Annotated in this window: 21 protein-coding genes; 8 read left to right on the top strand and 13 right to left on the bottom strand. The window is 72.9% G+C overall.

Annotated features, from left to right (window positions below; translation table 11 throughout):
- Nucleotides 1-40: 40 nt before the first annotated feature.
- A complete protein-coding gene (locus GA0115233_RS07190; protein WP_093719248.1) occupies nucleotides 41-997 on the top strand; it encodes a DMT family transporter in 957 nt (318 codons plus the stop codon).
- 88 nt (nucleotides 998-1,085) lie between these two features.
- On the opposite strand, the gene GA0115233_RS07185 is transcribed toward GA0115233_RS07190, so the two are convergent.
- Nucleotides 1,086-1,919: an alpha/beta fold hydrolase gene (locus tag GA0115233_RS07185; protein WP_093719247.1), complete on the bottom strand. Its 834-nt coding sequence runs from the start codon at nucleotides 1,917-1,919 to the stop codon at nucleotides 1,086-1,088.
- A 191-nt stretch (nucleotides 1,920-2,110) separates the two neighbouring features.
- On the opposite strand from GA0115233_RS07185, the gene GA0115233_RS07180 reads away from it, so the two are divergent.
- Together GA0115233_RS07180 and GA0115233_RS07175 are read left to right on the top strand one after the other, a co-directional pair.
- Nucleotides 2,111-2,995, top strand: coding sequence for an RNA polymerase sigma-70 factor (locus tag GA0115233_RS07180; protein WP_093719246.1), 885 nt, complete (start codon nucleotides 2,111-2,113; stop codon nucleotides 2,993-2,995).
- A gap of 235 nt (nucleotides 2,996-3,230) precedes the next feature.
- The gene (locus GA0115233_RS07175) at nucleotides 3,231-3,998 is read left to right on the top strand and encodes a GntR family transcriptional regulator (protein WP_093719245.1); all 768 of its coding nucleotides are present in this window, start codon (nucleotides 3,231-3,233) and stop codon (nucleotides 3,996-3,998) included.
- Between the two features lie 113 nt (nucleotides 3,999-4,111).
- Here GA0115233_RS07175 and GA0115233_RS07170 read toward each other — a convergent pair whose 3' ends face one another.
- The 3 genes from GA0115233_RS07170 to GA0115233_RS07160 form a co-directional block, all read right to left on the bottom strand.
- Nucleotides 4,112-5,269: an ROK family transcriptional regulator gene (locus GA0115233_RS07170; RefSeq protein ID WP_093719244.1), complete on the bottom strand. Its 1,158-nt coding sequence runs from the start codon at nucleotides 5,267-5,269 to the stop codon at nucleotides 4,112-4,114.
- A 100-nt stretch (nucleotides 5,270-5,369) separates the two neighbouring features.
- Nucleotides 5,370-6,032 carry a response regulator transcription factor gene (locus GA0115233_RS07165; RefSeq protein ID WP_093719243.1) on the bottom strand — a complete coding sequence of 221 codons (663 nt, stop codon included), beginning with the start codon at nucleotides 6,030-6,032 and terminating at the stop codon, nucleotides 5,370-5,372.
- A 14-nt stretch (nucleotides 6,033-6,046) separates the two neighbouring features.
- The gene (locus GA0115233_RS07160) at nucleotides 6,047-7,204 is read right to left on the bottom strand and encodes a sensor histidine kinase (protein WP_093719242.1); all 1,158 of its coding nucleotides are present in this window, start codon (nucleotides 7,202-7,204) and stop codon (nucleotides 6,047-6,049) included.
- Nucleotides 7,205-7,312: 108 nt separating this feature from the next.
- Between GA0115233_RS07160 and GA0115233_RS07155 the strand changes: the two genes are divergently transcribed.
- From GA0115233_RS07155 to GA0115233_RS07145, 3 genes are read left to right on the top strand one after another with little or no spacing between them, the layout of a single operon-like run.
- Nucleotides 7,313-8,248 carry an ABC transporter ATP-binding protein gene (locus tag GA0115233_RS07155; protein WP_093719241.1) on the top strand — a complete coding sequence of 312 codons (936 nt, stop codon included), beginning with the start codon at nucleotides 7,313-7,315 and terminating at the stop codon, nucleotides 8,246-8,248.
- Between the two features lies 1 nt (nucleotide 8,249).
- Nucleotides 8,250-8,969 carry an ABC transporter permease gene (locus GA0115233_RS07150; protein WP_093719240.1) on the top strand — a complete coding sequence of 240 codons (720 nt, stop codon included), beginning with the start codon at nucleotides 8,250-8,252 and terminating at the stop codon, nucleotides 8,967-8,969.
- A 57-nt stretch (nucleotides 8,970-9,026) separates the two neighbouring features.
- Nucleotides 9,027-9,413, top strand: coding sequence for a hypothetical protein (locus GA0115233_RS07145; RefSeq protein WP_093719239.1), 387 nt, complete (start codon nucleotides 9,027-9,029; stop codon nucleotides 9,411-9,413).
- Here GA0115233_RS07145 and mug read toward each other — a convergent pair.
- The 8 genes from mug to GA0115233_RS07105 all read right to left on the bottom strand — a co-directional run bounded on the left by mug (nucleotide 9,391) and on the right by GA0115233_RS07105 (nucleotide 19,393).
- On the bottom strand, nucleotides 9,391-9,942 hold the full coding sequence (mug, locus tag GA0115233_RS07140) for a G/U mismatch-specific DNA glycosylase (RefSeq protein WP_093719238.1): 552 nt from the start codon (nucleotides 9,940-9,942) through the stop codon (nucleotides 9,391-9,393). The two genes, GA0115233_RS07145 and mug, sit on opposite strands and share 23 nt — an antisense overlap.
- On the bottom strand, nucleotides 9,939-11,381 hold the full coding sequence (purB, locus tag GA0115233_RS07135) for an adenylosuccinate lyase (RefSeq protein ID WP_093719237.1): 1,443 nt from the start codon (nucleotides 11,379-11,381) through the stop codon (nucleotides 9,939-9,941). Before purB ends, mug begins: the two co-directional genes overlap by 4 nt.
- A gap of 806 nt (nucleotides 11,382-12,187) precedes the next feature.
- The gene (locus GA0115233_RS07130; protein ID WP_093719236.1) at nucleotides 12,188-12,964 is read right to left on the bottom strand and encodes an SGNH/GDSL hydrolase family protein; all 777 of its coding nucleotides are present in this window, start codon (nucleotides 12,962-12,964) and stop codon (nucleotides 12,188-12,190) included.
- A gap of 60 nt (nucleotides 12,965-13,024) precedes the next feature.
- Nucleotides 13,025-14,038 (bottom strand): hemolysin family protein, encoded by a 1,014-nt coding sequence (locus GA0115233_RS07125; RefSeq protein ID WP_093719235.1) that lies wholly within the window; start codon nucleotides 14,036-14,038, stop codon nucleotides 13,025-13,027.
- Nucleotides 14,035-15,372: a hemolysin family protein gene (locus GA0115233_RS07120; protein WP_093719234.1), complete on the bottom strand. Its 1,338-nt coding sequence runs from the start codon at nucleotides 15,370-15,372 to the stop codon at nucleotides 14,035-14,037. The genes GA0115233_RS07125 and GA0115233_RS07120 overlap by 4 nt, the downstream gene beginning before the upstream one ends.
- A gap of 147 nt (nucleotides 15,373-15,519) precedes the next feature.
- Nucleotides 15,520-15,945, bottom strand: coding sequence for a GNAT family N-acetyltransferase (locus GA0115233_RS07115; RefSeq protein ID WP_093719233.1), 426 nt, complete (start codon nucleotides 15,943-15,945; stop codon nucleotides 15,520-15,522).
- Between the two features lie 57 nt (nucleotides 15,946-16,002).
- Nucleotides 16,003-18,570 (bottom strand): ABC transporter permease, encoded by a 2,568-nt coding sequence (locus GA0115233_RS07110; RefSeq protein WP_093719232.1) that lies wholly within the window; start codon nucleotides 18,568-18,570, stop codon nucleotides 16,003-16,005.
- A gap of 4 nt (nucleotides 18,571-18,574) precedes the next feature.
- Nucleotides 18,575-19,393, bottom strand: a complete 819-nt coding sequence (locus tag GA0115233_RS07105) for an ABC transporter ATP-binding protein (RefSeq protein WP_255310076.1) — start codon at nucleotides 19,391-19,393, stop codon at nucleotides 18,575-18,577.
- Nucleotides 19,394-19,538: 145 nt separating this feature from the next.
- Between GA0115233_RS07105 and GA0115233_RS07100 the strand changes: the two genes are divergently transcribed.
- Together GA0115233_RS07100 and GA0115233_RS07095 are read left to right on the top strand one after the other, a co-directional pair.
- Entirely contained in the window at nucleotides 19,539-19,766 is a 228-nt protein-coding gene (locus GA0115233_RS07100; protein ID WP_093719231.1) for an antitoxin, read from the top strand.
- A 4-nt stretch (nucleotides 19,767-19,770) separates the two neighbouring features.
- Nucleotides 19,771-20,145: a fic family toxin-antitoxin system, toxin component gene (locus GA0115233_RS07095; RefSeq protein ID WP_093719230.1), complete on the top strand. Its 375-nt coding sequence runs from the start codon at nucleotides 19,771-19,773 to the stop codon at nucleotides 20,143-20,145.
- 18 nt (nucleotides 20,146-20,163) lie between these two features.
- On the opposite strand, the gene GA0115233_RS07090 is transcribed toward GA0115233_RS07095, so the two are convergent.
- Entirely contained in the window at nucleotides 20,164-20,850 is a 687-nt protein-coding gene (locus tag GA0115233_RS07090) for a class I SAM-dependent methyltransferase (protein WP_093719229.1), read from the bottom strand.
- Between the last annotated feature and the right edge of the window lie 28 nt (nucleotides 20,851-20,878).

Raw genomic sequence — 20,878 nt, 5'->3', positions numbered from 1 at the left:
GACCTTAAACCGGACCGCCCCCATTCCTAGCGTCGGTTCCATGAACGCCACCACCACGCGCGGGGCACTGCTCGCCGCGCTCGCCTGTGTCCTCGTCGGAGGCTCTTTCACCGCCAACAGCGTCCTCGGCGACTACCCCTACGCGGGCGGCCAGTTCCTGCGCTACGGACTGGCCTGCCTGCTGCTCGTTCCCTTGGCGGGCCGGGGCGCTACCGCGCGGCTGCGGGCGCTCACCGCCCGCCAGTGGATCCGCCTGGCTCTGCTCGCCGCGGTCGGCATGGTGGGCTTCAACCTCGCGGTCATCGCCGCCGAGCGCTCCGCGGAACCGGCGGTTCCAGGGGTGCTGGTGGGGTGCGCGCCGGTGGTGGTGGCGGTCATGGTCCCGATGCTGGACGGGCGCCGCCCGCAGCGGGTCGTGCTCTACGGGGCCTCACTCGTGGCCCTGGGCGCGCTCACCGTCCAGGGCTGGGGCCGTACGGACGCGACGGGCATCGCCTTCTCGGTGTGCGCCCTGGCCGGCGAGGTGGGCTTCGCCGTGCTGGCCGTGCCGGTGGTACGCCCCCTGGGACCGCGGCTGCTCTCCGCCACGGTGTGCGGCCTGGCGGCGGCCGAATCCGCGCTCGTGTCCCTGGCTGTCGACGGGACGGCGGGGCTGCGCCGCCCGGACGGGACGGAGGCCGCGGCGCTCCTGTGGCAGGCCGTGATCGTCACCGTGATCGGCTTCGTGTGCTGGTACATGGCCATGCAGCGCATCGGCGCCGAGCGCGCCACGCTGTTCTCCGGCCTGATCCCGGTGGCGGCCGCGTGCACGGCTCCCCTGGTGGGCACGGGGTCGTACGGAGCGGCGCAGGCCGTGGGGAGCGCACTGGTGGGAGCGGGGGTCGCCGTTGGCTCCGGGGCCCTGTCGCGCCGCCGACCGGTCCCGGACGCGACGGTCCGGGAGGAGGCCGAGGTACCCACCGCGGCCGGGCGGGGCAGCGAAGCATCCGGCGGTTGAGCCCGGGATGGGGCCCACGAGGCCTTCCAGCCGGAAACGCGCCCGCGGGCCCCGCGCCGCCGGACCCGGAACCCGCCGCCCCCGCTCCTCACCGGCTGCCGTCCAGAATCACCCGCGCCACCAGCGCCGGATCGTCGTTCATCGGGACGTGGCCGCAGCCGGGGAGCCGGACGAGGCGGGCGCGGGGGATGATCTGCTTGGCCCGGATGCCCTGGCGGCGCAGGAGGACGCGGTCCCTGGTGCCCCAGGCCACGGTGACCGGGATACCGGGGACGTCGTCGGTGAACTGGACCGCGTCGCCCGCCCGGAGGGTCTCGGTGAAGGCGGGCGCGTTGACGAGGGCCGCGGTCTCGGCGATCACCGCCTCGGGTGAACGGCGGCCCGGGCGGGCGTAGATGGTGCTGGTCAGGGCCGTGCGACCGGCCGTGCTCCGGGCGAGGCGATGCACCATGGGCTCGGGCATCCGCTCCGCGATGCGCCGCATCGTCAGCAGCAGGGTGAAGGCGTAACGGCGTTCGTTCTGCGACCAGAATCCGGCGGGGGACAGGGCGGTGACGGACCGTACGAGCTTCTCCCGGCCCAGTTCCAGGGCCAGCAGCCCGCCCAGCGAGTTGCCCGCGACATGCGGCCGGTCCACGTCCAGCGCCTCGCACAGGGCGCTCAGCGTGGCGGTCACCGTGGGCAGGTTGTGCGGCAGCCCCTCCGGCAGCGCCGGGGACGCGCCGAAACCGGGCAGGTCGACGGCTATCACGTCGCGCTCGGTCGCCAGGATGTCCAGCACCGGGTCCCACGCCTGCCGGTGATGGCCGATCCCGTGCAGCAGGAGCAGCGGCTCACCGCGGCCCACGCGCGCGTACGAGACGGTCACGGTTCGCGGGCCCCGCGCGGAGGGGACCTCGAAGGAGACGGTGGCGGCGGACATGGGTGCTCCTCGGCGGTGATGGTCGACGATGCCGTAGACAGCTTGTCAGCAATTGCTACTGACGGGTAGACCCGACCTGGGCCCACCCCGACCCGCCGGGTACGGGCCAACTCGGCGCGATCCGTGCGCTGTTCTTTGCGTGTGCGACTGCTCGCCTGGACACCGCCCGACCCGTCGGCTGGGATGGTGCCGTGAGCACCGACACCGTGACCGACGTCTTCGAAGAGCACCGCCCCGTCCTCCTGGAAGTCGCGTACCGCATGCTCGGGCGTGTGGCCGACGCGGAGGACGTCGTGCAGGAGGCGTGGCTGCGCTGGACGAGCGCCGACCGCGCCGGCGTACGGGACCCCCGCGGCTTCCTGGTGCGCGTCACGACCCGCCTCGCGATCGACAGGTTGCGCCAGGTCAAGGCCCGTAACGAGGCCTATGTCGGACCCTGGCTCCCGGAGCCGTACGTCACCGATTTCGGGGACACGGTTCCGGACACCGCCGAGCGGGCCGTGCTCGCGGACACCGTCTCCCTCGCCGTCCTCGTCGTCCTGGAGTCGCTGTCCCCGCTGGAGCGCGCCGTGTTCGTGCTGAGGGAGGCTTTCGGCTATCCCTTCGCCGACATCGCCGCGATCCTCGACCGGGGTGAGCCGGCGGTACGCCAGCTGGCCGGACGTGCCAGACGGCACGTCGACGACCGGCGGCCGCGCTACGACGTCGACCCCGCCGAGCGCCGTGACCTCACCGAACGCTTCCTCGCCGCCGCCTCCGAGGGCGATATGACCGGCCTGATGTCGCTGCTCGCCCCCGACGCCCGGCTGGTCGGCGACAGCGGCGGCAAGTCCCGGGCGCCGCTGCGGGTCGTGGAGAGCGCCGAGAAGGTGGGCCGATTCCTGGTCGGCGCCGCGGCCAAGGGGGTACCGGGACGGTCGTTCCGCTTCCTGGAGGTCAACGGCGGACCTGCCCTGCTCGCCCTGGAGGACGGCACTCCCGACGCCATGTTCCAGTTGGAACTCCTGGACGGCCGGATCCAGTCGATCTACGTCATCCGCAACCCGGACAAGTTGCGCTCCCTGAACCTGGATTAGAGGCTGCTCGAAGCCCCCGTTCCGCGACGGGGACTTTGCCGCCGCGTCAAGAAAACGGCCCTGTGCGAACGCCCGGTGAACGCTTCACGGCGGCCGGGGCGCGGGCCGCGCAAGGGGCCGAGGATTGGTATTGACCAAGGGTGGGGGCCGCCCTATGGTCGCAGAGAAGTGCAACAACCTTTAATAAACAACGGCGCTAAAACGCCACCGGAACACGGTGATTGCGGAGGACAGGGTGGGGACCACGCAACTGGAAACGGTGCCGGAACCAAAGTACTGGCATCTCAAGACCGTGCTCAGCGAGGCGCTGGATTCGGAATTCTCCGTGGGGGAGATCCTGCCCAACGAGCGTGACCTGGCGGCCCGCTTCGGCGTGGCCCGGGCGACGCTCCGCCAGGCCCTGGAGCAGCTCGAACTGGAAGGTCGGCTCCAGCGCCGCCGAGGTGTCGGTACGACGGTGGCGCCGCCGCGCGTGGGGGTAGCGGTGGGCACCACCGAGCAGCACGTGTGGCCGGGGGCGGCGGGGGACGACTGGCAGCCCGCCGACAGCACCCTGGAGGCGCCGCCCGCGAGCGTTGCGGCCGCCCTGGAGACCGGCGCCGAGGACACCGTGCACGTGGTGCGCCGCTCCCGCGTGACGCACGGTCAGCCCGTCGCCGCCGAGCTGCTGTACATCCCCGTCTCCTCGGTACCGGACCTCAGCGCCATCGACGCGCCCGCCGGGGCGGCACGCGCGCGTGCCGTGCTGCGCGAGCTGCAGCGGCTGGAGCTGGAGGGCCAGGAGCGTGCCGTCGAGCTGGGGTCGGCCCGCGCGGACGACGCCAAGATGCTGGACCGGCTGCCCGGGGCGCCCGTCCTCGTCGTCACCACCCGCTACTTCGCCGACGGCGGCCGCACCGCCGCGGTCTCGGTGGCCACGTACCGCGCCGACACCTGCCGCCTGACCTTCGGCGACACGGGCGGCGTCGAAATCCACGAGACCCCGGAACGCCAGGCATCCTGAGACAACACGGGCACGCGCCGGGCGCGTCGAACGCCGTGAGGCCACGCGCCGGGCGCGCCCGCGAATCCCCGCCGGGGCGCCCCGCGCCCCGGAAACGGGGGCGTGAGCCGGCGTCAGCGGCGGGCCGTCACCGTCTGTTCCACCGCGAACAACTGCTCCTCCACGTGGTCCAGCGCCAGCCGCAGCGCACCCGTCGCGACGGCCGCCTCGCCCAGGAGGGACAGGGTGACCTTCGGGGGGCGCAGGCAGTAGCGGGCCAGCTCGCGCTCCAGGGGCTCCAGTACGCCGTCCAGGCCGGCCGCCCAGCCGCCCACGACGACCAGCTCGGGGTCGAGGGCCAGGACCAGGGCCGCCGTGTCGTGGACGAGGCGCTGGATGAAACGGTCCACCGCCGCGCGGGCGCCCTCGTCGCCCTCGCGGGCCTTGGCGAACACCGCGGCCACGGCCTGCTCGTCGAGCGGGTGCAGGGGCTCGTTCGTGGTGGACAGCAGGGTCTCCGGGGTCACCTCGCGGCCCAGCAGATGCAGCGCGCCGATCTCACCCGCCGCCCCGCCGAACCCGCGGTGCAGCCGTCCGCCGATCAGCGAACCCGCGCCGGGGCTCAGCCCCGCCAGGACGAACACGATGTCGTCGGACTCGGTCGCGGCGCCCTTCCAGTGCTCGGCGACGGCCGCCGCGTTGGCGTCGTTCTCGACCAGCACCGGACACTTGAAGGACCGGCTCAGCCGCTCCCCGAGCCGCAGCCCCGACCACTGCGGCAGCGCCGTGCTCAGCCGCACCGTGCCGTCCGCCTCCACGATCCCCGGCGTCGCCGCGCCCACGGCCCGCAGCGAACCGCGGGCCACACCCGCCCGGCGCAGCAGTTCGGCCACACCGGTGCGCAGCTTCTCCAGCCGCTCGTCGGCGGTGGCGGTCTCCTCCACGTCCTTGGCGACCGAGCCGAGCACCCGCCCGTCCAGGTCCGACAGCAGCGCCGCGACCCGGTGCGGCCCGATGTCCAGGCCCAGCAGATGACCCGCCTCGGCCCGGAACCGGAAGCGCCGCGCGGGCCGCCCCTGGCGGCGCGCCGCGCCCTCGTCGGCGGCCTTCTCGACCACCAGCCCGGCCCCGATGAGGTCCTCGACGACGCCCTCGACGGTCGGCCGGGACAGTCCGGTGACCCGGGTGATCTCGGTCAGGGTCGCGTTGTCCGTGGCCCGCAGCGCATGCAGCACCACAGCGGAATTGATCCTTCGCAGCAGCGAGGGATCCCCGCCGGTCAGCCGCCCCACCGTCCGTCCTCCCAGCTCGTGCGCGTGTTGGGCGGATCGTACTCGGCCCGGCGGACCCCGGCGAGCACCGGTCGGTCACAGGAGTTCGGCGCCTCGCCGGTCACCCCGGTGCCACGAACCCCGACTCGTACGCGGCGATCACGGCCTGCGTGCGGTCCCGCGCGCCCAACTTCGCCAGTATGGCGCTCACATGCGACTTCACCGTCTCCGTGCCCACCACCAGCCGGGCGGCGATCTCGGCGTTGGACAGCCCGCGTGTCATCAGCCGCAGCACCTCCGCCTCGCGCTCGGTGAGCTGCGCCCGTTCCAGCGCCGCGCGGGCCGCCGGATTCCCGCCGTTCTCCCCGTGCTCGGCGGCGAGCTGCCGTACGGAGGCCGGGAACAGCAGTGACTCGCCCTCGGCGACCAGCCGGACGGCGTGCACGATCTCCGCGGGCCGGGCGCGCTTGAGCAGGAAGCCGTCCGCCCCGGCGCGCAGCGCCTCGTACACGTACTCGTCGTTCTCGAAGGTCGTCACGACGAGGATCTTCGGCGGCTCGTCGACCGACCGCAGCACCGCGCGGGTGGCCTCGATCCCGTCCAACAGCGGCATCCGTACGTCCATGGCGACGACGTCCGGCCGCAGGCTCCGCACCAGCGGGATCACCGCCGCCCCGTCGGCGGCCTCGCCCACGACCTCGATGTCCGGCTGCGCGTCCAACACGGCCCGCAGGCCCGCGCGTACGAGCGGTTCGTCGTCGACGAGGAGAACGGTGACCGGCATCCGGCCAGCGTAGATCAGCGCATCGGCAGCTCCGCACGCACCTGCCAGTCACCGTCGGCGGGCCCGGTGAGCGCACGCCCGCCGAGCAGCGCCGCGCGCTCGCGTATCCCGCGCAGTCCACTGCCGCGGCCGGGCGCCGCGCCGGAGTCGGCAGGCAGCGGGTTGCGCACCTCCAGCACCAGGGAGGCGCCGCTGACATCCAGACGCACGGAGGCCGGGACCGGGCCCGCGTGCCGCAGCACATTGGTCAGCGCCTCCTGGAGGATGCGGTACCCCTCCCGCGAGACCGGCCCGGGAACGGTGTCCAAGGGCCCGGCGAACTCCACCTCGACCTTCGCCCCGGCGGCCCGCGCGGACTCCAGCAGCCGGTCGGCGTCCACCAGCGTGGGCCTGCCGCTCACCGGCCGGTCCGCCTCCCGCAGGACGGCGAGCACCCGCTCCAGATCCTCCAGCGCGGCCCGCCCGGTCTCCCCGATGGCCTCCAGCGCCCGGTCGGTGAAGGCCGGATCACCCGCCGCGCGCGCGGCACCGGCCTGCACGACGGCGACCGTCAGCGCGTGCCCGATGGAGTCGTGCAGTTCCCGCGCGATCCGGTTGCGCTCCAACAGCTGCTCGGTGCGCTCCTCCAGGGCAGCCAGGCGCTCGGCGGCGGACGGGCCGAGCAGGCGGCGGGCGGCGGCGGTGACCAGCTCACCCAGGCCGACCAGGGCGCCGTACAGCACGACGAGCGGAAGCGGCGTCAGCAGGGCGTAGACCCAGTGCGGTCGCAGGTCTCCCAGGAACGGGGTGTCGAGGGGGCTGCCGCCCAGCGCGAGCCGTCCCAGCTCGAAGACGAGCATCAGCAGCCAGACCGTGGCGGCCGCCGTCACCGCGCCGAGCACCATCCGCGTTTCCAGCCACAGCACGGTGCGCAGCCGGTCCCGCCAGGTGTCGGCACGGTGCACCGAGACGACCGACTCCTGGTCGGCAGGCATCAGCATCAGCCGCGCCTGCACGCCCTCGCCCGTGCGCACGGCCGGGATCAGACCGACCGGGAGCAGCACCAGCGCGGGCACCCACGGCGTGGCCTGGTCGATGAACATCCACACGCTGAGGATCAGCATGGGCACCCACAGATGCAGCACGCGGGTGTACGTCGTGCCCCGCAGCAGGGGGCTCAGGAGGCGGCCCATCGCGCCATCGTGCCAGCCGCCACCGACAGCGGACCTCCCCCGCGCGGGGGAGACGATCTCCCCGCGCGGGGGAGGTGCCGGCACCCCGCCCACGGCGACGCTGATGCCATGACCAGCATCGAAGTCCAAGCCCTTACCAAGGAGTACGGCACCCGCCGGGCCGTGGACCGGCTCACCTTCTCCGTGCTCCCCGGCCGTGTCACCGGCTTCCTCGGCCCCAACGGCGCCGGGAAGTCCACCACCATGCGGCTCGTCCTCGGCCTGGACCGGCCGACCTCCGGCACCGCCACCATCGGCGGCCGCCCCTACGCCGAACTCCGCGACCCGCTGCGGCGCGTGGGCGCCCTGCTCGACGCCCAGGCCGCGCACGGCTCCCGTACTGGCCGCGACCACCTGCGCGTCCTCGCCGCCACCCACCGCATCCCGGACGACCGCGTGGAGGAGGTGCTGGCAAAGACCGGGCTCACCTCGGTCGCCCGGCGCCGCGTGAAAACGTACTCCCTGGGCATGCGGCAGCGGCTCGGCATCGCCGCCGCGCTGCTCGGCGACCCCGAGGTCGTCATGCTGGACGAGCCCTCCAACGGCCTCGACCCCGAGGGCATCATCTGGATCCGGCAGTTGCTGCGCGGGCTCGCCGGGAAAGGGCGCACGGTACTGGTCTCCAGCCACCTCATGAACGAGACCGCCTCCTTCGCCGACCACCTCGTGGTCCTCGGCCGGGGCCGGCTCCTCGCCGACACCCCGATGCGGGAGTTCATCCACGCGCGCGTGCAGCCCCGCGTCCGCGTCCGCACCGGCGACTCCCACGACCTCGGCGCCCTGCTCGCCGAGCACGGCCACACCGCCGTACGGGAGCCCGAGGGCCACTGGAGCGTGCCCCACGCACGCGTGGAGGACATCGGGCGGCTGCTGTCCACCGCAGGCGTCACCGTCCTCGAACTGGCCGCCGAGGAGGCCACGCTGGAGCAGGCCTACCTCGATCTGACCGCCGACGAGACCGAGTTCACCGCCCACCCGACCGCGCCGCAGCCGCAGGAGGCCTGACATGGCGTTCGCCCCCGCCCTCCACGCCGAGTGGCTGAAGATCCGCACCCTGCGCTCCCTCTACGGGACGCTGCTCGCCCTCTTCGCCGCCACCACCGCCTTCTCCGCCCTCGCCGGCGCCGAGACCCCCGAGGCGGACACGGACCCGCTGTTCACGGCCCTCTCCGGCGTACTGCCCGGCCAGATCGCGGCGATCACCTTCGGCGCGCTGGCCGTGTCCGCCGAGTACCACGGGGGCGCCCTGCGGCTGTCGCTGTCCGCGGTGCCGCGCCGCGGACAGTGGTTCGCCGCCAAGGTGACGGCGATCGCCGTACCGGCCCTGCTCATCGCCCTGGTGACGGCCCTGACCGCCTTCGCCGTGGGCCGCGCCGGGCTCGGCGACGCGGCGAGCGGACTGACCGCCTCCGAACAGCTCCGCGGCGTCCTGGGCGCCGCGCTCTACCTCACGCTGATGACCCTGTTCGCGGCCGGACTCACCGCGCTGCTGCGCAGCGGCGTGGCCACGCTCTCCCTGCTGATCCCGTTCGTGCTGGTGGTCTCCTTCGTCATCGGCGACGCGCGCGGTGTCACCGACTTCCTGCCCGACAAGGCAGGTCAGGTGGCCCTCTACGAGACGTACGACGGAACGCTCGGCCCCTGGACCGGTCTCGGGGTGTGCGCGCTGTGGACGGTGGCGGCGCTGGCGGCCGGGGCGTGGAGCGTACGGCGGCGGGACGCCTGAACCGGGGCCCGGCTGACACCCCGCCAATTGTCAGTGGTGACCGGTTTACTGGATCACATGGACATCGCGAAGGACCTCGCCCTGATCGACGGGCTCCGCACCCGGGTGGTCCCGGCGGAGCCCGGCGCGGACGCCTACCACCGGGCGGTCTTAGGGCTGCGCGCCTGGCCGCGCGCCGAGGACTGCTACGCCTACGAGGAGGCGGTGGCCGAGCGGTTGACCGAGCGCTGGGGAGAACCCTCGCGGTGGGGCACCACCACCCTCGTCGAACGCGCCGCGCGGGGCGAGCACATACCCGAGCCGTGGGCGATGCTCAGCACCTGGGCCACGGAGCTGCGCACCTGGGAGGTCGAGGACCGGTGGATCACCCTCACGGTCATCGACGGGGACACCGACGAACTGCCGCAGGTGTACGTGGTCGTCACCCCGGAGGACCCGCCGTGACCCGCAGCCGCGCGTACTCCTCCGCCATCGTGGCCGCCGTCCAGTGCGCGTTCAGCCCGCTCGGATTGGGCAGCACCCACACCCGGGTCTCCCCGATCGCCCGCTCCTGCGGCCCCACCTGGGCCTTGCGGTCCCCGAAGGCTGCCCGGTAGGCGGTCACCCCCACCACCGCCAGCCACTTGGGGCGCAGCGCGGAGACCTTCGCGACCAGCAGCCGCCCGCCCTCGCGGTACTCCTCGGTGCTCAGCTCGTCGGCCCGCGCCGTCGCCCGCGCCACCACATTCGTGATGCCGAGCCCGTACGACAGCAACTCGGCCTGCTCCGAAGGCTTCAGCTGCCTCGGGGTGAAACCGGACAGATGCAGCACCGGCCAGAACCGGTTCCCGGGGCGGGCGAAGTGGTGCCCCGTCGCCGCGGTCATCAGACCGGGGTTGATGCCGCAGAACAGCACGCGGAGGCCGTCCGCGACGACGTCCGGTACGAGACGGTCGCGGGCGGCCTCCAACTCCGCGGCGGTGAACCGCGTCAGAGGATCGCTCCCGGCGTGTAGCCGGCGGCCTCCGGACGCTGCTTCACGATCTCCTCGATCCGGCCGACGACGGTGGCCACCTGGTCGGCGGCGGCGCCCGTGAAGGACAGCTTGTCGGCCATCAGCGCGTCGAGCTGCGCGCGGTCCAGCGGGAGCCGCTCGTCGGCCGCCAGCTTGTCCAGCAGCTCGTTGCGCTCGGCGCCCTGCTCGCGCATGGCGAGGGCGCAGGCGACCGCGTTCTCCTTGATCGCCTCGTGCGCGACCTCCCGGCCGACGCCCGCGCGCACCGCGCCCATCAGCACCTTGGTGGTGGCGAGGAAGGGCAGGTACCGGTCCAGCTCACGGGCCACGACCGCCGGGAACGCGCCGAACTCGTCGAGCACGGTCAGGAAGGTCTCCAGCAGGCCGTCCAGCGCGAAGAAGGCGTCCGGCAGGGCCACCCGGCGGACCACCGAGCAGGACACGTCGCCCTCGTTCCACTGGTCGCCCGCCAGCTCGCCGGTCATCGAGGCGTAGCCGCGCAGGATGACCATCAGGCCGTTGACGCGCTCGCAGGAGCGGGTGTTCATCTTGTGCGGCATCGCAGAGGAGCCGACCTGGCCGGGCTTGAAGCCCTCGGTGACCAGCTCGTGCCCGGCCATCAGGCGGATCGTCTTGGCCAGCGAGGACGGCGCCGCGGCCAGCTGCACCAGCGCGGTGACGACCTCGTAGTCCAGGGAACGCGGGTAGACCTGGCCGACCGAGGTGAAGGCCTGCGAGAAGCCGAGGTGACCGGCGATCCGGTCCTCCAGCTCCGCGAGCTTGCCGGCGTCGCCGCTGAGCAGGTCGAGCATGTCCTGCGCGGTGCCGACCGGGCCCTTGATGCCGCGCAGCGGGTAGCGGCCGAGCAGCTCCTCGACGCGGCCGTGGGCGACGAGCAGCTCGTCGGCGGCGGTCGCGAAGCGCTTGCCGAGGGTGGTGGCCTGCGCGGCCACGTTGTGGGAGCGGCCGGCCATGACCAGCTCGCCGTACTCACCGGCGAGCTTGCCGAGCCGCGCCAGCACGGCCACGGTGCGGTCGCGCATCAGCTCCAGCGAGAGCCGGATCTGCAGCTGCTCGACGTTCTCGGTGAGGTCGCGGGAGGTCATGCCCTTGTGCACGTGCTCGTGCCCGGCGAGGTCGTTGAACTCCTCGATCCGCGCCTTCACGTCGTGCCGGGTGACCTTCTCGCGCTCGGCGATGGAGGCCAGGTCGACGGTGTCCAGGACGCGCTCGTAGTCGGCGAGCGCCTGGTCCGGCACCTCGATCCCGAGGTCCTTCTGGGCCCGCAGCACGGCGAGCCAGAGCTGACGCTCCAGCTTCACCTTCTGCTCGGGCGACCAGAGCGTGGCCAGCTCGGTGGAGGCGTAGCGTCCGGCGAGGACGTTCGGGATGCGGGGCTTGGCGGGCGCAGAAGTCACGTGTCCAGATTCTACTGGCGGTTCGTGCAGGCCAGCGCCACGACCCCGTTCGGCGGATACTACGAGACCCAGGTCACGGTGGCTCGCAGGGCAACGGATGCCGGGCTGCGCCGATGGCGGCCCCGACCGCGCCCTCGCCGGACCGCTGCACCAGCGGGATGTGAGACGCCGGTGAGACGGCGCCGCGGGCCCAGCGAGCGGACGGGGCGTGGGCCTGCGTGGGTCCCCCGGCGCGCATTCGCGTCTGCCGACAGCCGGGTCCGGCGGCGCTTATGCCGCCCGGCTCACTGCCCCTGAGGCAGGCAGTCACCGCAGGACGGCCGGTGAGGCGGCGGTGGCCCGGAGAGCGGGAGGGGCGTGGGCCTTGGGACTCCGGCCGCGTATCCGCGTCCGCCGACGGCCGGGTTCGGCGGGGCCTGGGCCACCCGGCTCACTGCGCCTCGCAGCTCGGCGGCTCGGCGGCTTGGGCCGCTTGGCAGGCGGTTGCGGCGTGGGTGGCGGGTGGGGTGGCGGTGGCTGTGTCACCTGGTCTCACTGCGCCTGGCAGCTCGGCGGCTCCGCCCGCTCGGCAGGCGGTTGCGGCGTGGGTGGCGGGTGGGGTGGCGGTGGCTGTGCCCCCCGGCCTCGTCGCGCCTGGCAGCTCGGCGGCTCCGCCCGCTCGGCAGGCGTTGCCGCGCGGGCGGTGCGTGTGGTGGCGGTGCCCACGTCCCCGCCTCGCCGCAACGCGTACGGCAGCGGCTCCGGTCACTCGGCGGCAGTCGTCGCGCGCAGAGGCGGGTGGGGCGGCGGTGCCCACGCCCCCCGGCTCACCCCGTCTCGTACGGCAGTAGTTCCGGGCGCTTGGCCGGTAGGCCGTCGCCGGAGGAGCGGCCCGTGAGGCGGCGGGCTATCCAGGGGAGGAGGTGGCGGTGGGCGAAGCGGATGTCCTCGGCGCGGCGGTTGAGCCAGCCCGGCGGGAGTGAGGGCGGCAGCGGGGTGCGCCACTCCGGGTCCTCCGGTTCGTAGCCCAGCGTCTGCCAGACGGCCTCGGCGACCCGGCGGTGGCCCTCGGCGGTCAGGTGCAGTCGGTCCACGTCCCACATGCGCGGGTCGGCGAGGGAGGGGGCGCCGTAGAGATCGACGACCAGGGCGCCGTGCCGCGAGGCGAGCTCGTCCACGCAGGCGAAGAGCTGCTCCATGCGCGGGCGGAAGCGTTCCAGGACCGGGCCCTGGCGGCCGGGGCTGCGCATCAGGACGAGCTGCTTGCAGGAGGGGGCGAGGCGTTCCACGGCCTCCTCCAGCAACCCCCGCACCCGCCCCATGTCGCACTTGGGTCGCAGGGTGTCGTTGAGGCCGCCGACCAGCGTGACCACGTCGGCCTGCATGGCCGCCGCCACCTCGACCTGCTCCTCGACGATCTGCCCGATGAGCTTCCCGCGCACCGCGAGGTTGGCGTAGCGGAAGCCCGGGTTGCGGGCCGCCATCCGTGCGGCGAGCAGGTCGGCCCACCCCCGGTAGGAACCGTCCGGGAGCAGGTCCGACATGCCTTCGGTGAAGGAGTCGCCGACGGCGACCAGGCTGGTGTGTGAGGGGTTCGTCTCCATGGCGAGGCATATGGTATCCCGAGGCGCATACCGCTCGGTCGGTCCCCCGGGAGACCCCGCTCAGGCGCGCTGCCCGAACAGCTCCCGCAGCACGTCCTCCATGGTCACCAGGCCCGAGAGCCGCCCGTCGGCGCCGAGCACGGCGGCCAGGTGGGTACGGCTGCCCCGCATCGCGGTGAGCACGTCGTCCAGCGGTGTGCTCTCCCGTACCCGGGCGATGGGCCGCATGTCCGGCACCCGGAACGGCAGGTCCCGCGGCGAGGCGTCCAGCGCGTCCTTCACATGGAGGTAGCCCACGATCCGGCGGCCCTCGTCGACGACCGGGAACCGGGAGAACCCGGACTCGGCGGACAGCGCCTCCAGCTCCTCCGGAGTGACGCCCACGCGCGCGTAGACGACCCGCTCCAGCGGGAGCACCACGTCACGCACCGGCCGGCGGCCCAGCTCCAGGGCGTCGTGCAGCCGCTCCCGGGCACGCTCGTCGATCAGCCCCGCCTCGCCGGAGTCCCGCACCAGCCGGGCCAGCTCGTCGTCCGAGAAGGTCGCGCTGACCTCGTCCTTGGTCTCCACGCGCAGCAGCCGCAGCAGGGTGTTGGCGAAGGCGTTGATCGCGAAGATCACCGGGCGCAGCGCCCGCGACAGCGTCACCAGCGGCGGCCCCAGCAGCAGGGCGCTGCGCACCGGCTCGGCCAGCGCGATGTTCTTCGGCACCATCTCGCCGAGCAGCATGTGCAGATACGTCGCCAGCGACAGCGCGATCACGAACGAGACCACGTGGCCCGCGCCCTGCGGCACGCCCACCGCGTGGAACACCGGCTCCAGCAGATGCGCGATGGCGGGCTCGGCGACCACACCCAGGACCAGGGTGCACAGGGTGATGCCGAGCTGGGCCGCGGCCAGCAGCGCGGAGACGTGCTCCAGGCCCCACAGCACCATCCTGGCGCGCCGGTCGCCCTGTTCGGCGTACGGCTCGATCTGGCTGCGGCGTACCGAGATCAGCGCGAACTCCGCGCCGACGAAGAAGGCGTTGACGACGAGGGTCGCCAGACCGATCAGCAACTGGACCGCGGTCACAGCGTCTCCTCCTTGTCGTCGATCTCGGCTTCCAGCGGCGCGTGCATCAGCACCCGCGCGGCGCGGTGGCCCGAGGCGTCCGTGACATCCAGCCGCCACCCGGCCACCCGCACGTGGTCGCCCTCCTGGGGGATCCGGCCCAGCTCGGTCGCCACCAGTCCGGCGAGCGTCTCGTACGGCCCCTCCGGTGCCCGCAGGCCCACGCGGGCGAGCTGGTCGGTGCGGGCCGAGCCGTCGGCGGAGTACAGGGCGCGGCCCTCGTCGTCGCTGCCGGCCGGGGCGATGTCGGGCGTCTCGTGCGGATCGTGCTCGTCACGGACCTCGCCGACGACCTCCTCGACGATGTCCTCCAGCGTGGCCACGCCCGCGGTGCCGCCGTACTCGTCGATGACGACGGCCATGGTGCGCTTGCCGGAGAGCCGGTCCAGCAGCCGGTCGACGGTGAGGGTCTCGGGCACCAGCAGCGGCTCGCGCATCAGATCCGAGACCGGGACCCGGGCCCGGCGCTCGGCGGGGACGGCGAGGATGTCCTTGATGTGCGCGGTGCCCACGACCGTGTCGAGGTTGCCGCGGTAGACGGGGAACCGGGACAGTCCGGTCGCGCGCGTGGCGTTGGCCACGTCCTCGCAGGTCGCCGTCGCTTCCAGGGCCATCACCTGCACGCGCGGGGTCATCACGTTCTCCGCGGTGAGGTCGGCGAGGTTCAGGGTCCGTACGAACAGCTCGGCCGTGTCCGCCTCCAGGGCGCCCTCCTTGGCGGAGTGCCGGGCGAGCGCCGCCAGTTCCTGCGGCCCCCGCGCGGAGGCGAGTTCCTCGGCGGGCTCCACGCCGAAGCGGGTGACGATGCGGTTGGCGGTGTTGTTCAGGTGCGTGATGAACGGCCGGAAGGCGGCGCTGAACCAGCGCTGCGCGTTGCCGACCCGCTTGGCGACCGGGAGGGGCGAGGAGATCGCCCAGTTCTTCGGCACCAGCTCGCCGACGACCATCAGCACCACTGTGGACAGCGCGGTACCGATGACCAGGGCGACGGAACTGGCCGTGGACGCCGATATGCCGAGCGACTCCAGCGGTCCGGACAGCAGCGCCGCGATGGACGGCTCCGCGAGCATGCCGACCACCAGGTTGGTGACCGTGATGCCGAGCTGCGCCCCGGAGAGCTGGAAGGTCAGATTCCGTACGGCTTTCAGGGCGCCGGCGGCGCCCCGCTCGCCGCGTTCGGCGGCTGCTTCGAGCTCGCCGCGCTCGACCGTGGTGAGGGAGAACTCGGCCGCGACGAAGGCACCGCAGGCGAGTGACAGAAGGATCGCCACCAGCAGGAGGAGCACTTCGGTCATCGGGTCACCTCCGTCCCATGGTCGGACAGGGTGGCAAAGAGCGCGCGATGTCGCGGACTGGGAGGCTCGCCCATGGGCGGACGCTCACACACCTTTCGTTGAAGGACCGGAAGTGGTCCTCCAAGAGTAAAGGACGAGCAAAAGCGGTCAGTCCGTGAGGGGCTTCACCCAGCGCACCCACTGTTCCTGCGGCCCGTAACCGGCCGCCCGCCACGCGTGGTGGGCCCGCTCGTTGTCCCGCAGCACCATCGCGTCGCCGCGCCGTCCGCCGAGCGCGGTGAAGCGCTCCTCGGCGGCGGCGAGCAGGGCGGTGCCGATGCCCCGGCGGCGGTGGTCGGGGTGAACCGCGAGCCGGTACAGATGGCAGCGCCAGCCGTCGAAGCCCGCGATCACCGTGCCGACCAGTTCGCCGTTCCGCTCGGCCAGGATCAGCGCCTCGGGGTCGCGGGCGACCAGCCGCTCCACACCGTCCCGGTCGTCGCTGATGCTGGTGCCCTCGGCGGCGGTCTTCCAGAAGGCAAGCACGGTGTCGAGATCCTCCGGGCCCGCGGCCCGTATCCGCAGTTCGGTCATGAGGCGATCACACCACGCGGGCGGAGGCGGGCACCCGGAATTCCGGCATCCGGACCATCACTCGTGCGCGATGGCCTCCAGCACGTTCATCCGGGACGCGCGCAGCGCGGGGAGCAGGGCCGCGACGATGCCGACGACCGCGGAGCCGATCACCACCGCGACGATGGTGCCCCACGGGATCGCCAGCGCCGTCATGCCCTGCAGGGCCAGCACCTGCTGGGTGCACACGCCCCACACCAGGCCGAGCGCCAGCCCCAGCACCGCGCCGAACACGGCGATCACCACCGACTCCAGGCGGATCATCCGGCGCAGCTGCACCCGGGACAGCCCGATCGCCCGCAGCAGCCCGATCTCCCGGGTCCGCTCCACGACCGACAGGGCGAGGGTGTTGACGACGCCGAGCACCGCGATGACGATCGCCAGGCCCAGCAGCGCGTACACCAGGTACAGCAGCACCGCGATCTGGTCCCGCACCAGCTGCTTGTAGTCCGCGAGGTCCCGGACCTGCACCTGCGGATACGGGTCGAGGGTCTCCTCCAGGTTGGCGCGCAGGTCGTCGTCGCTGACGCCGGAGGCCGCGTTGACGTAAACCACGGCGTCCTGGCCGCCGGGCGCGTACCGCTCCAGGGTGTCCAGGCCGAAGTACATGCCGCCCTGGGCGGCGAAGCTGTTGGCGGACTCCTGGTCGGTGAGCGCCCCGACGGTCAGCTCGCCGGTGCGCCCGCCCTGGAACTCGACGGGAAGCGTGCTGCCGACCTTCACCCCGTGGTCCCGGGCGAAGTCCAGGTCCATGGCCATGGCGCCGTCGGCCAGCGCGGCGGCCGTGTCGCCCTCGGCGTAGGTGATGTTGGCGACCTCGTCGAGCCGGGGGTCGTAGGCCGCGGCGGTCGTCTCCACGCGCTCGCCGTCGGGCAGCCGGACCGCGAGGGGCACGAACTGGGCGCGCACCACCAGGCCGACGCCCTCGGTGTCGCGGATCTTCTCGGTGATCTCGCGCGGGAACGGCACGAAGTTGGTGTTCTGGACGATGAAGTCGGCGCCCAGTTGCTTGTCGATCTGTTCGTCGAACGACTTGGTCATCGAGGCGCTCGCCACCGACATCCCGCCGACCAGCGCCAGCCCGACCATGAGCGCCGCCGCGGTGGCCCCGGTGCGGCGCGGATTGCGCAGGGCGTTGCGCTGGCTCATCCGGCCGATGGAGCCGAACAGTGCCGGGAAGGCGCCGCCCAGCACCCGGATCACCGGCCGCACCAGCAGCGGGCCCGCGATGACCGTCGCGATCAGCGTGAGGACCACACCGAGCCCGAGCAGCGAGGCCGACGTCGCCGTGTCCGACGAGGTGACGCACCCGATGAGGGCCGCCGCGCCGAGCGCCCCGACCACCGTGCCCACCACCGCGCGCGTGCGCAGCGGCTTGCCGATCCCGGAGATCTCCGCGTCCGACAGCGCCGCCATGGGGGAGACCGTGGCCGCGCGCCGCGCCGGGAGGTAGGCCGCGATGAAGGTGACGCCGAGGCCCACGGCGTACGCCGACACCGGTGTCGCCCAGCCGATCACCATGTCGGCGGAGCGGATGTTCATGCCGAGCAGGCCCATCAGCTCGATCAGCCCGACGGCGAGGCCGATGCCGGTGGCCAGACCCAGCGTGGCGCCGACCAGGCCCAGCAGCAGCGCCTCGGTGAGCACCGAGCGGCGCACCTGGCGGCGGTCCGCGCCGAGCGCCCGCAGCAGGCCCAGCTCACGGGTGCGCTGGGCGATCAGCATCGAGAAGGTGTTGACGATCAGGAACACCCCGACCAGCACCGCGATCCCGGCGAAGCCGAGCATCACGTACTTGATGACGTCGAGGAAGCCGCCCAGCTGGTCCAGGTCGTCCTCGGCCTGCTCGTCGGCGGTGCGGAAGTCGTACCGGTCCGCGCCGAGCGCGGCGGCCACCCGCTCCTTGAGCTGCGGATCGCTGACGCCCTCGGCGGCCTCCAGCGAGATGCTGGTGCCGGCGTCCGCGTCGCCCAGCAGCTTCGTCTGGGCGGTCGGCGTGTCGAAGAAGATCAGGGCGGCGCCGGGGTTGGTCGTGGTGAAGGTGACGATGCCGACGACCTCGACCTCGAACGAGCCCGGCGCGGCGATCACGGTGAGCGTGTCGCCGATCGCCACGTCCTTGCTGTCGGCGGTGTCCGCGTCGATCATCACCTGCCCCGGACCCTCGGGCGCGTGCCCGGAGGTCAGCTCGACCGGGCTGCGCTCGGTCGGGTTCCAGTTGATGCCGATGGTGGGGGCGCCGGTGGTCGGGCCGACGGACTCGTTGTCCTCGTCGGCGACCGTGATGCCGTCCACTTCCACGTCCAGGCGGGCGTCCGCCACGCCGTCCACCTTCGCCGCCCGGTCCACCAGCGAGGCGGGCAGCGTCGGCGTGAAGCCCGAGGGCAGGGCCTCGTCGAGGTTCTCCCTGGGGCTGACCGTGACATCGGCCGCGGTCGAGGCGAACAGCCGGTCGAAGGTGCGGCTGACGGTGTCCGAGAAGATCAGGCTGCCGGCGACGAACGCCACCGACAGCAGCACCGCGAGGGCGGAGAGCAGCAGCCGCCCCTTGTGGGCGAGGAAACTGCGCAGGGTCGCCTTGAGCACCGGGTCAGTCCTCCTCGGGGACGTCGGCGGCGCCCCGGATCACATCGAACCGTTTCATGCGTTCCAGCACCGCCTCCGCCGTGGGACTGGGCATCCTGTCCACGATCCGGCCGTCCGCGAGGAAGAGCACCAGGTCGGAGTGGGCGGCGGCGCCCGGGTCGTGGGTGACCATCACGACGGTCTGCCCGAGCTGGTCCACGGCGTCCCGCAGAATGCTCAGCACCTCAAGGCCCGCGCGCGAGTCCAGGTTGCCGGTCGGCTCGTCGGCGAAGATCAGCTCCGGGCGGGAGGCGAGCGCGCGGGCGCAGGCCACGCGCTGCTGCTGGCCGCCGGAGAGCTGGGTGGGCCGGTGCTTGAGCCGGTCGCGCAGCCCGAGCGTGTCGATGACCTGGTCCAGCCACTTCTGATCGGGCTTCTTGCCCGCGATGTCCATCGGCAGGGTGATGTTCTCGACCGCGTTCAGGGTCGGGATCAGGTTGAACGACTGGAACATGAACCCGATCCGGTCCCGCCTGAGCCGGGTCAGCTCGCGCTCCTTCAGCCCCGTGATCTCGCTGTCGCCGAGCCACACCTGTCCGGCCGAGACGTTGTCGAGCCCGGCGAGGCAGTGCATCAGCGTGGACTTGCCGGACCCCGAGGGACCCATCACCGCCGTGAACCGCCCGCGCGCGATGTCGACGTCCACCGAGTCCAGTGCCAGCACCGCGGTCTCGCCCGAGCCGTACGCCTTGGTCAGACCGCGGGCCCGGGCCGCGATCGCGTCGTCGTCCTGGTCCGGTACCGAAGCTGGTGCGGACAAGGCGGCCTCCTCGTTCCTGGACATCGGGACTTCCTTGTCGGGCCGAGCCTAATGTGATCAGGCCCACACCGGATATCCCCCTCGGGGCCGAGTCGCCCTCCACCTCAGGAATGAGCCGCCGGGCCGCACCCCCTTGCCCCTGCTAGCACTTCGGCGCTAGCTTCGAGGTATGGCCAAGACCCAGCTGAACGTCCGCGTCGACGAGGACACCGCCCGCGCGGCGCGCGAACGTGCCCTGGCGCGCGGGATGAGCGTCAACCGCTACATCGAGGAACTGGTCCGCCAGGACACCGGAGAGGTCGGCCACACCTTCGTGGAGTCCGCCGCCGACTTCATGAAGCAGTACGAGTCCGTCTTCGCCGAGGAGTTCGGCGCCGATCGCGAAGGCCGTCGCTGACCCGTTGAGCAACCTCAGGATCGACCTCGCCTGGCTGCTGATGCTCGCCGAGCAGAACACCCCCGGGGACCCGCAGGTCACCGACTGGGGCGCCCTGATCGCCGCCGTCGCCCGCCACGACGCCGAGATATTCGACGTCCCCGTCTACGACAGCCCGCACACCCGCGCCGCCGCCCTGCTCCAACTCCTCATCCACGTCCCGGCCCTGGAGCGCTCCAACGCGCTCTTCGCCTCCGCCGTGGCCTACGGCTACCTGGTCGCGAGCGGCCTGAAGGTCGCCACCTCCCCGGTCCAGGTCCGCGACCTGGCCCGCCTGGTCAAGAGCGGAGCGGCGACGGTGGAGGACATCGCGGGGGAGCTGCGGCAGTGGTGCGACTGACCGGTACGCGCGGCTGACTCAGTCCGCCCCGTCCGGCCGCCACGCCGTCCCCAGCACGCAGTACGACGTCGGCAGCGTCGGTCCCTTCTCCGGGAACAGCAAGCGGCGGTAGGGGCCGAGTTCGAAGCCCGCCGTCCGCATGGACGCCACCGGGTCCCGGGCGACGTGGCAGCCGCCGAAGAGAAGGGGCCAGATCGTACGGTCCAGGGCGCGCTGGGTGACGTGCATCGCGGGGCCGCCGCCCCGGCCGTGCTCCAGGAACACCAGCGTGCCGCCCGGCCGCAGCACCCGGCGGATCTCCGTCAGCGCGCGCGGCACGTCCCGGACGCTGCACAGCACCAGCGACACCACCGCCGCGTCGAACGCCTCGCTCTTGACCGGCAGCGCCTCGGCCGCTCCGGGTACGACATCCACCGGGACCTCGGAGCGCAGGGCGGCCTCGACGGCGTGCTGGCGCAGCACCCGCTCGGGCTCGATCGCCACGACCTCCGAGACGGTGCCCGGATAGTGGGCGAAGTTCAGACCGTTGCCCGCGCCGATCTCGATCACCCGCCCGGACAGCCCGGCGAGCAGCCGGTCGCGCAGGCCGGCCATCCCCAGACCGGTCTCGGCGTTCACACTCATACGGGCGTAGAAGCGGGCGAACAGCGGGTGGTGCACGGCATCCCGCGGCACCTTCCCGGTACCGGCGGACCGAAGCGGCATGGGAACCTCCCGGACAGGACGGGCCATA

The organism is Streptomyces sp. DI166 (genome assembly GCF_900091315.1).
GTDB classification, from domain to species: Bacteria; Actinomycetota; Actinomycetes; order Streptomycetales; family Streptomycetaceae; genus Streptomyces; species Streptomyces fuscus.
The sequence above is the reverse complement of the archived record's forward strand: the minus strand, read 5'-3'. Positions and strand labels throughout refer to the sequence as shown.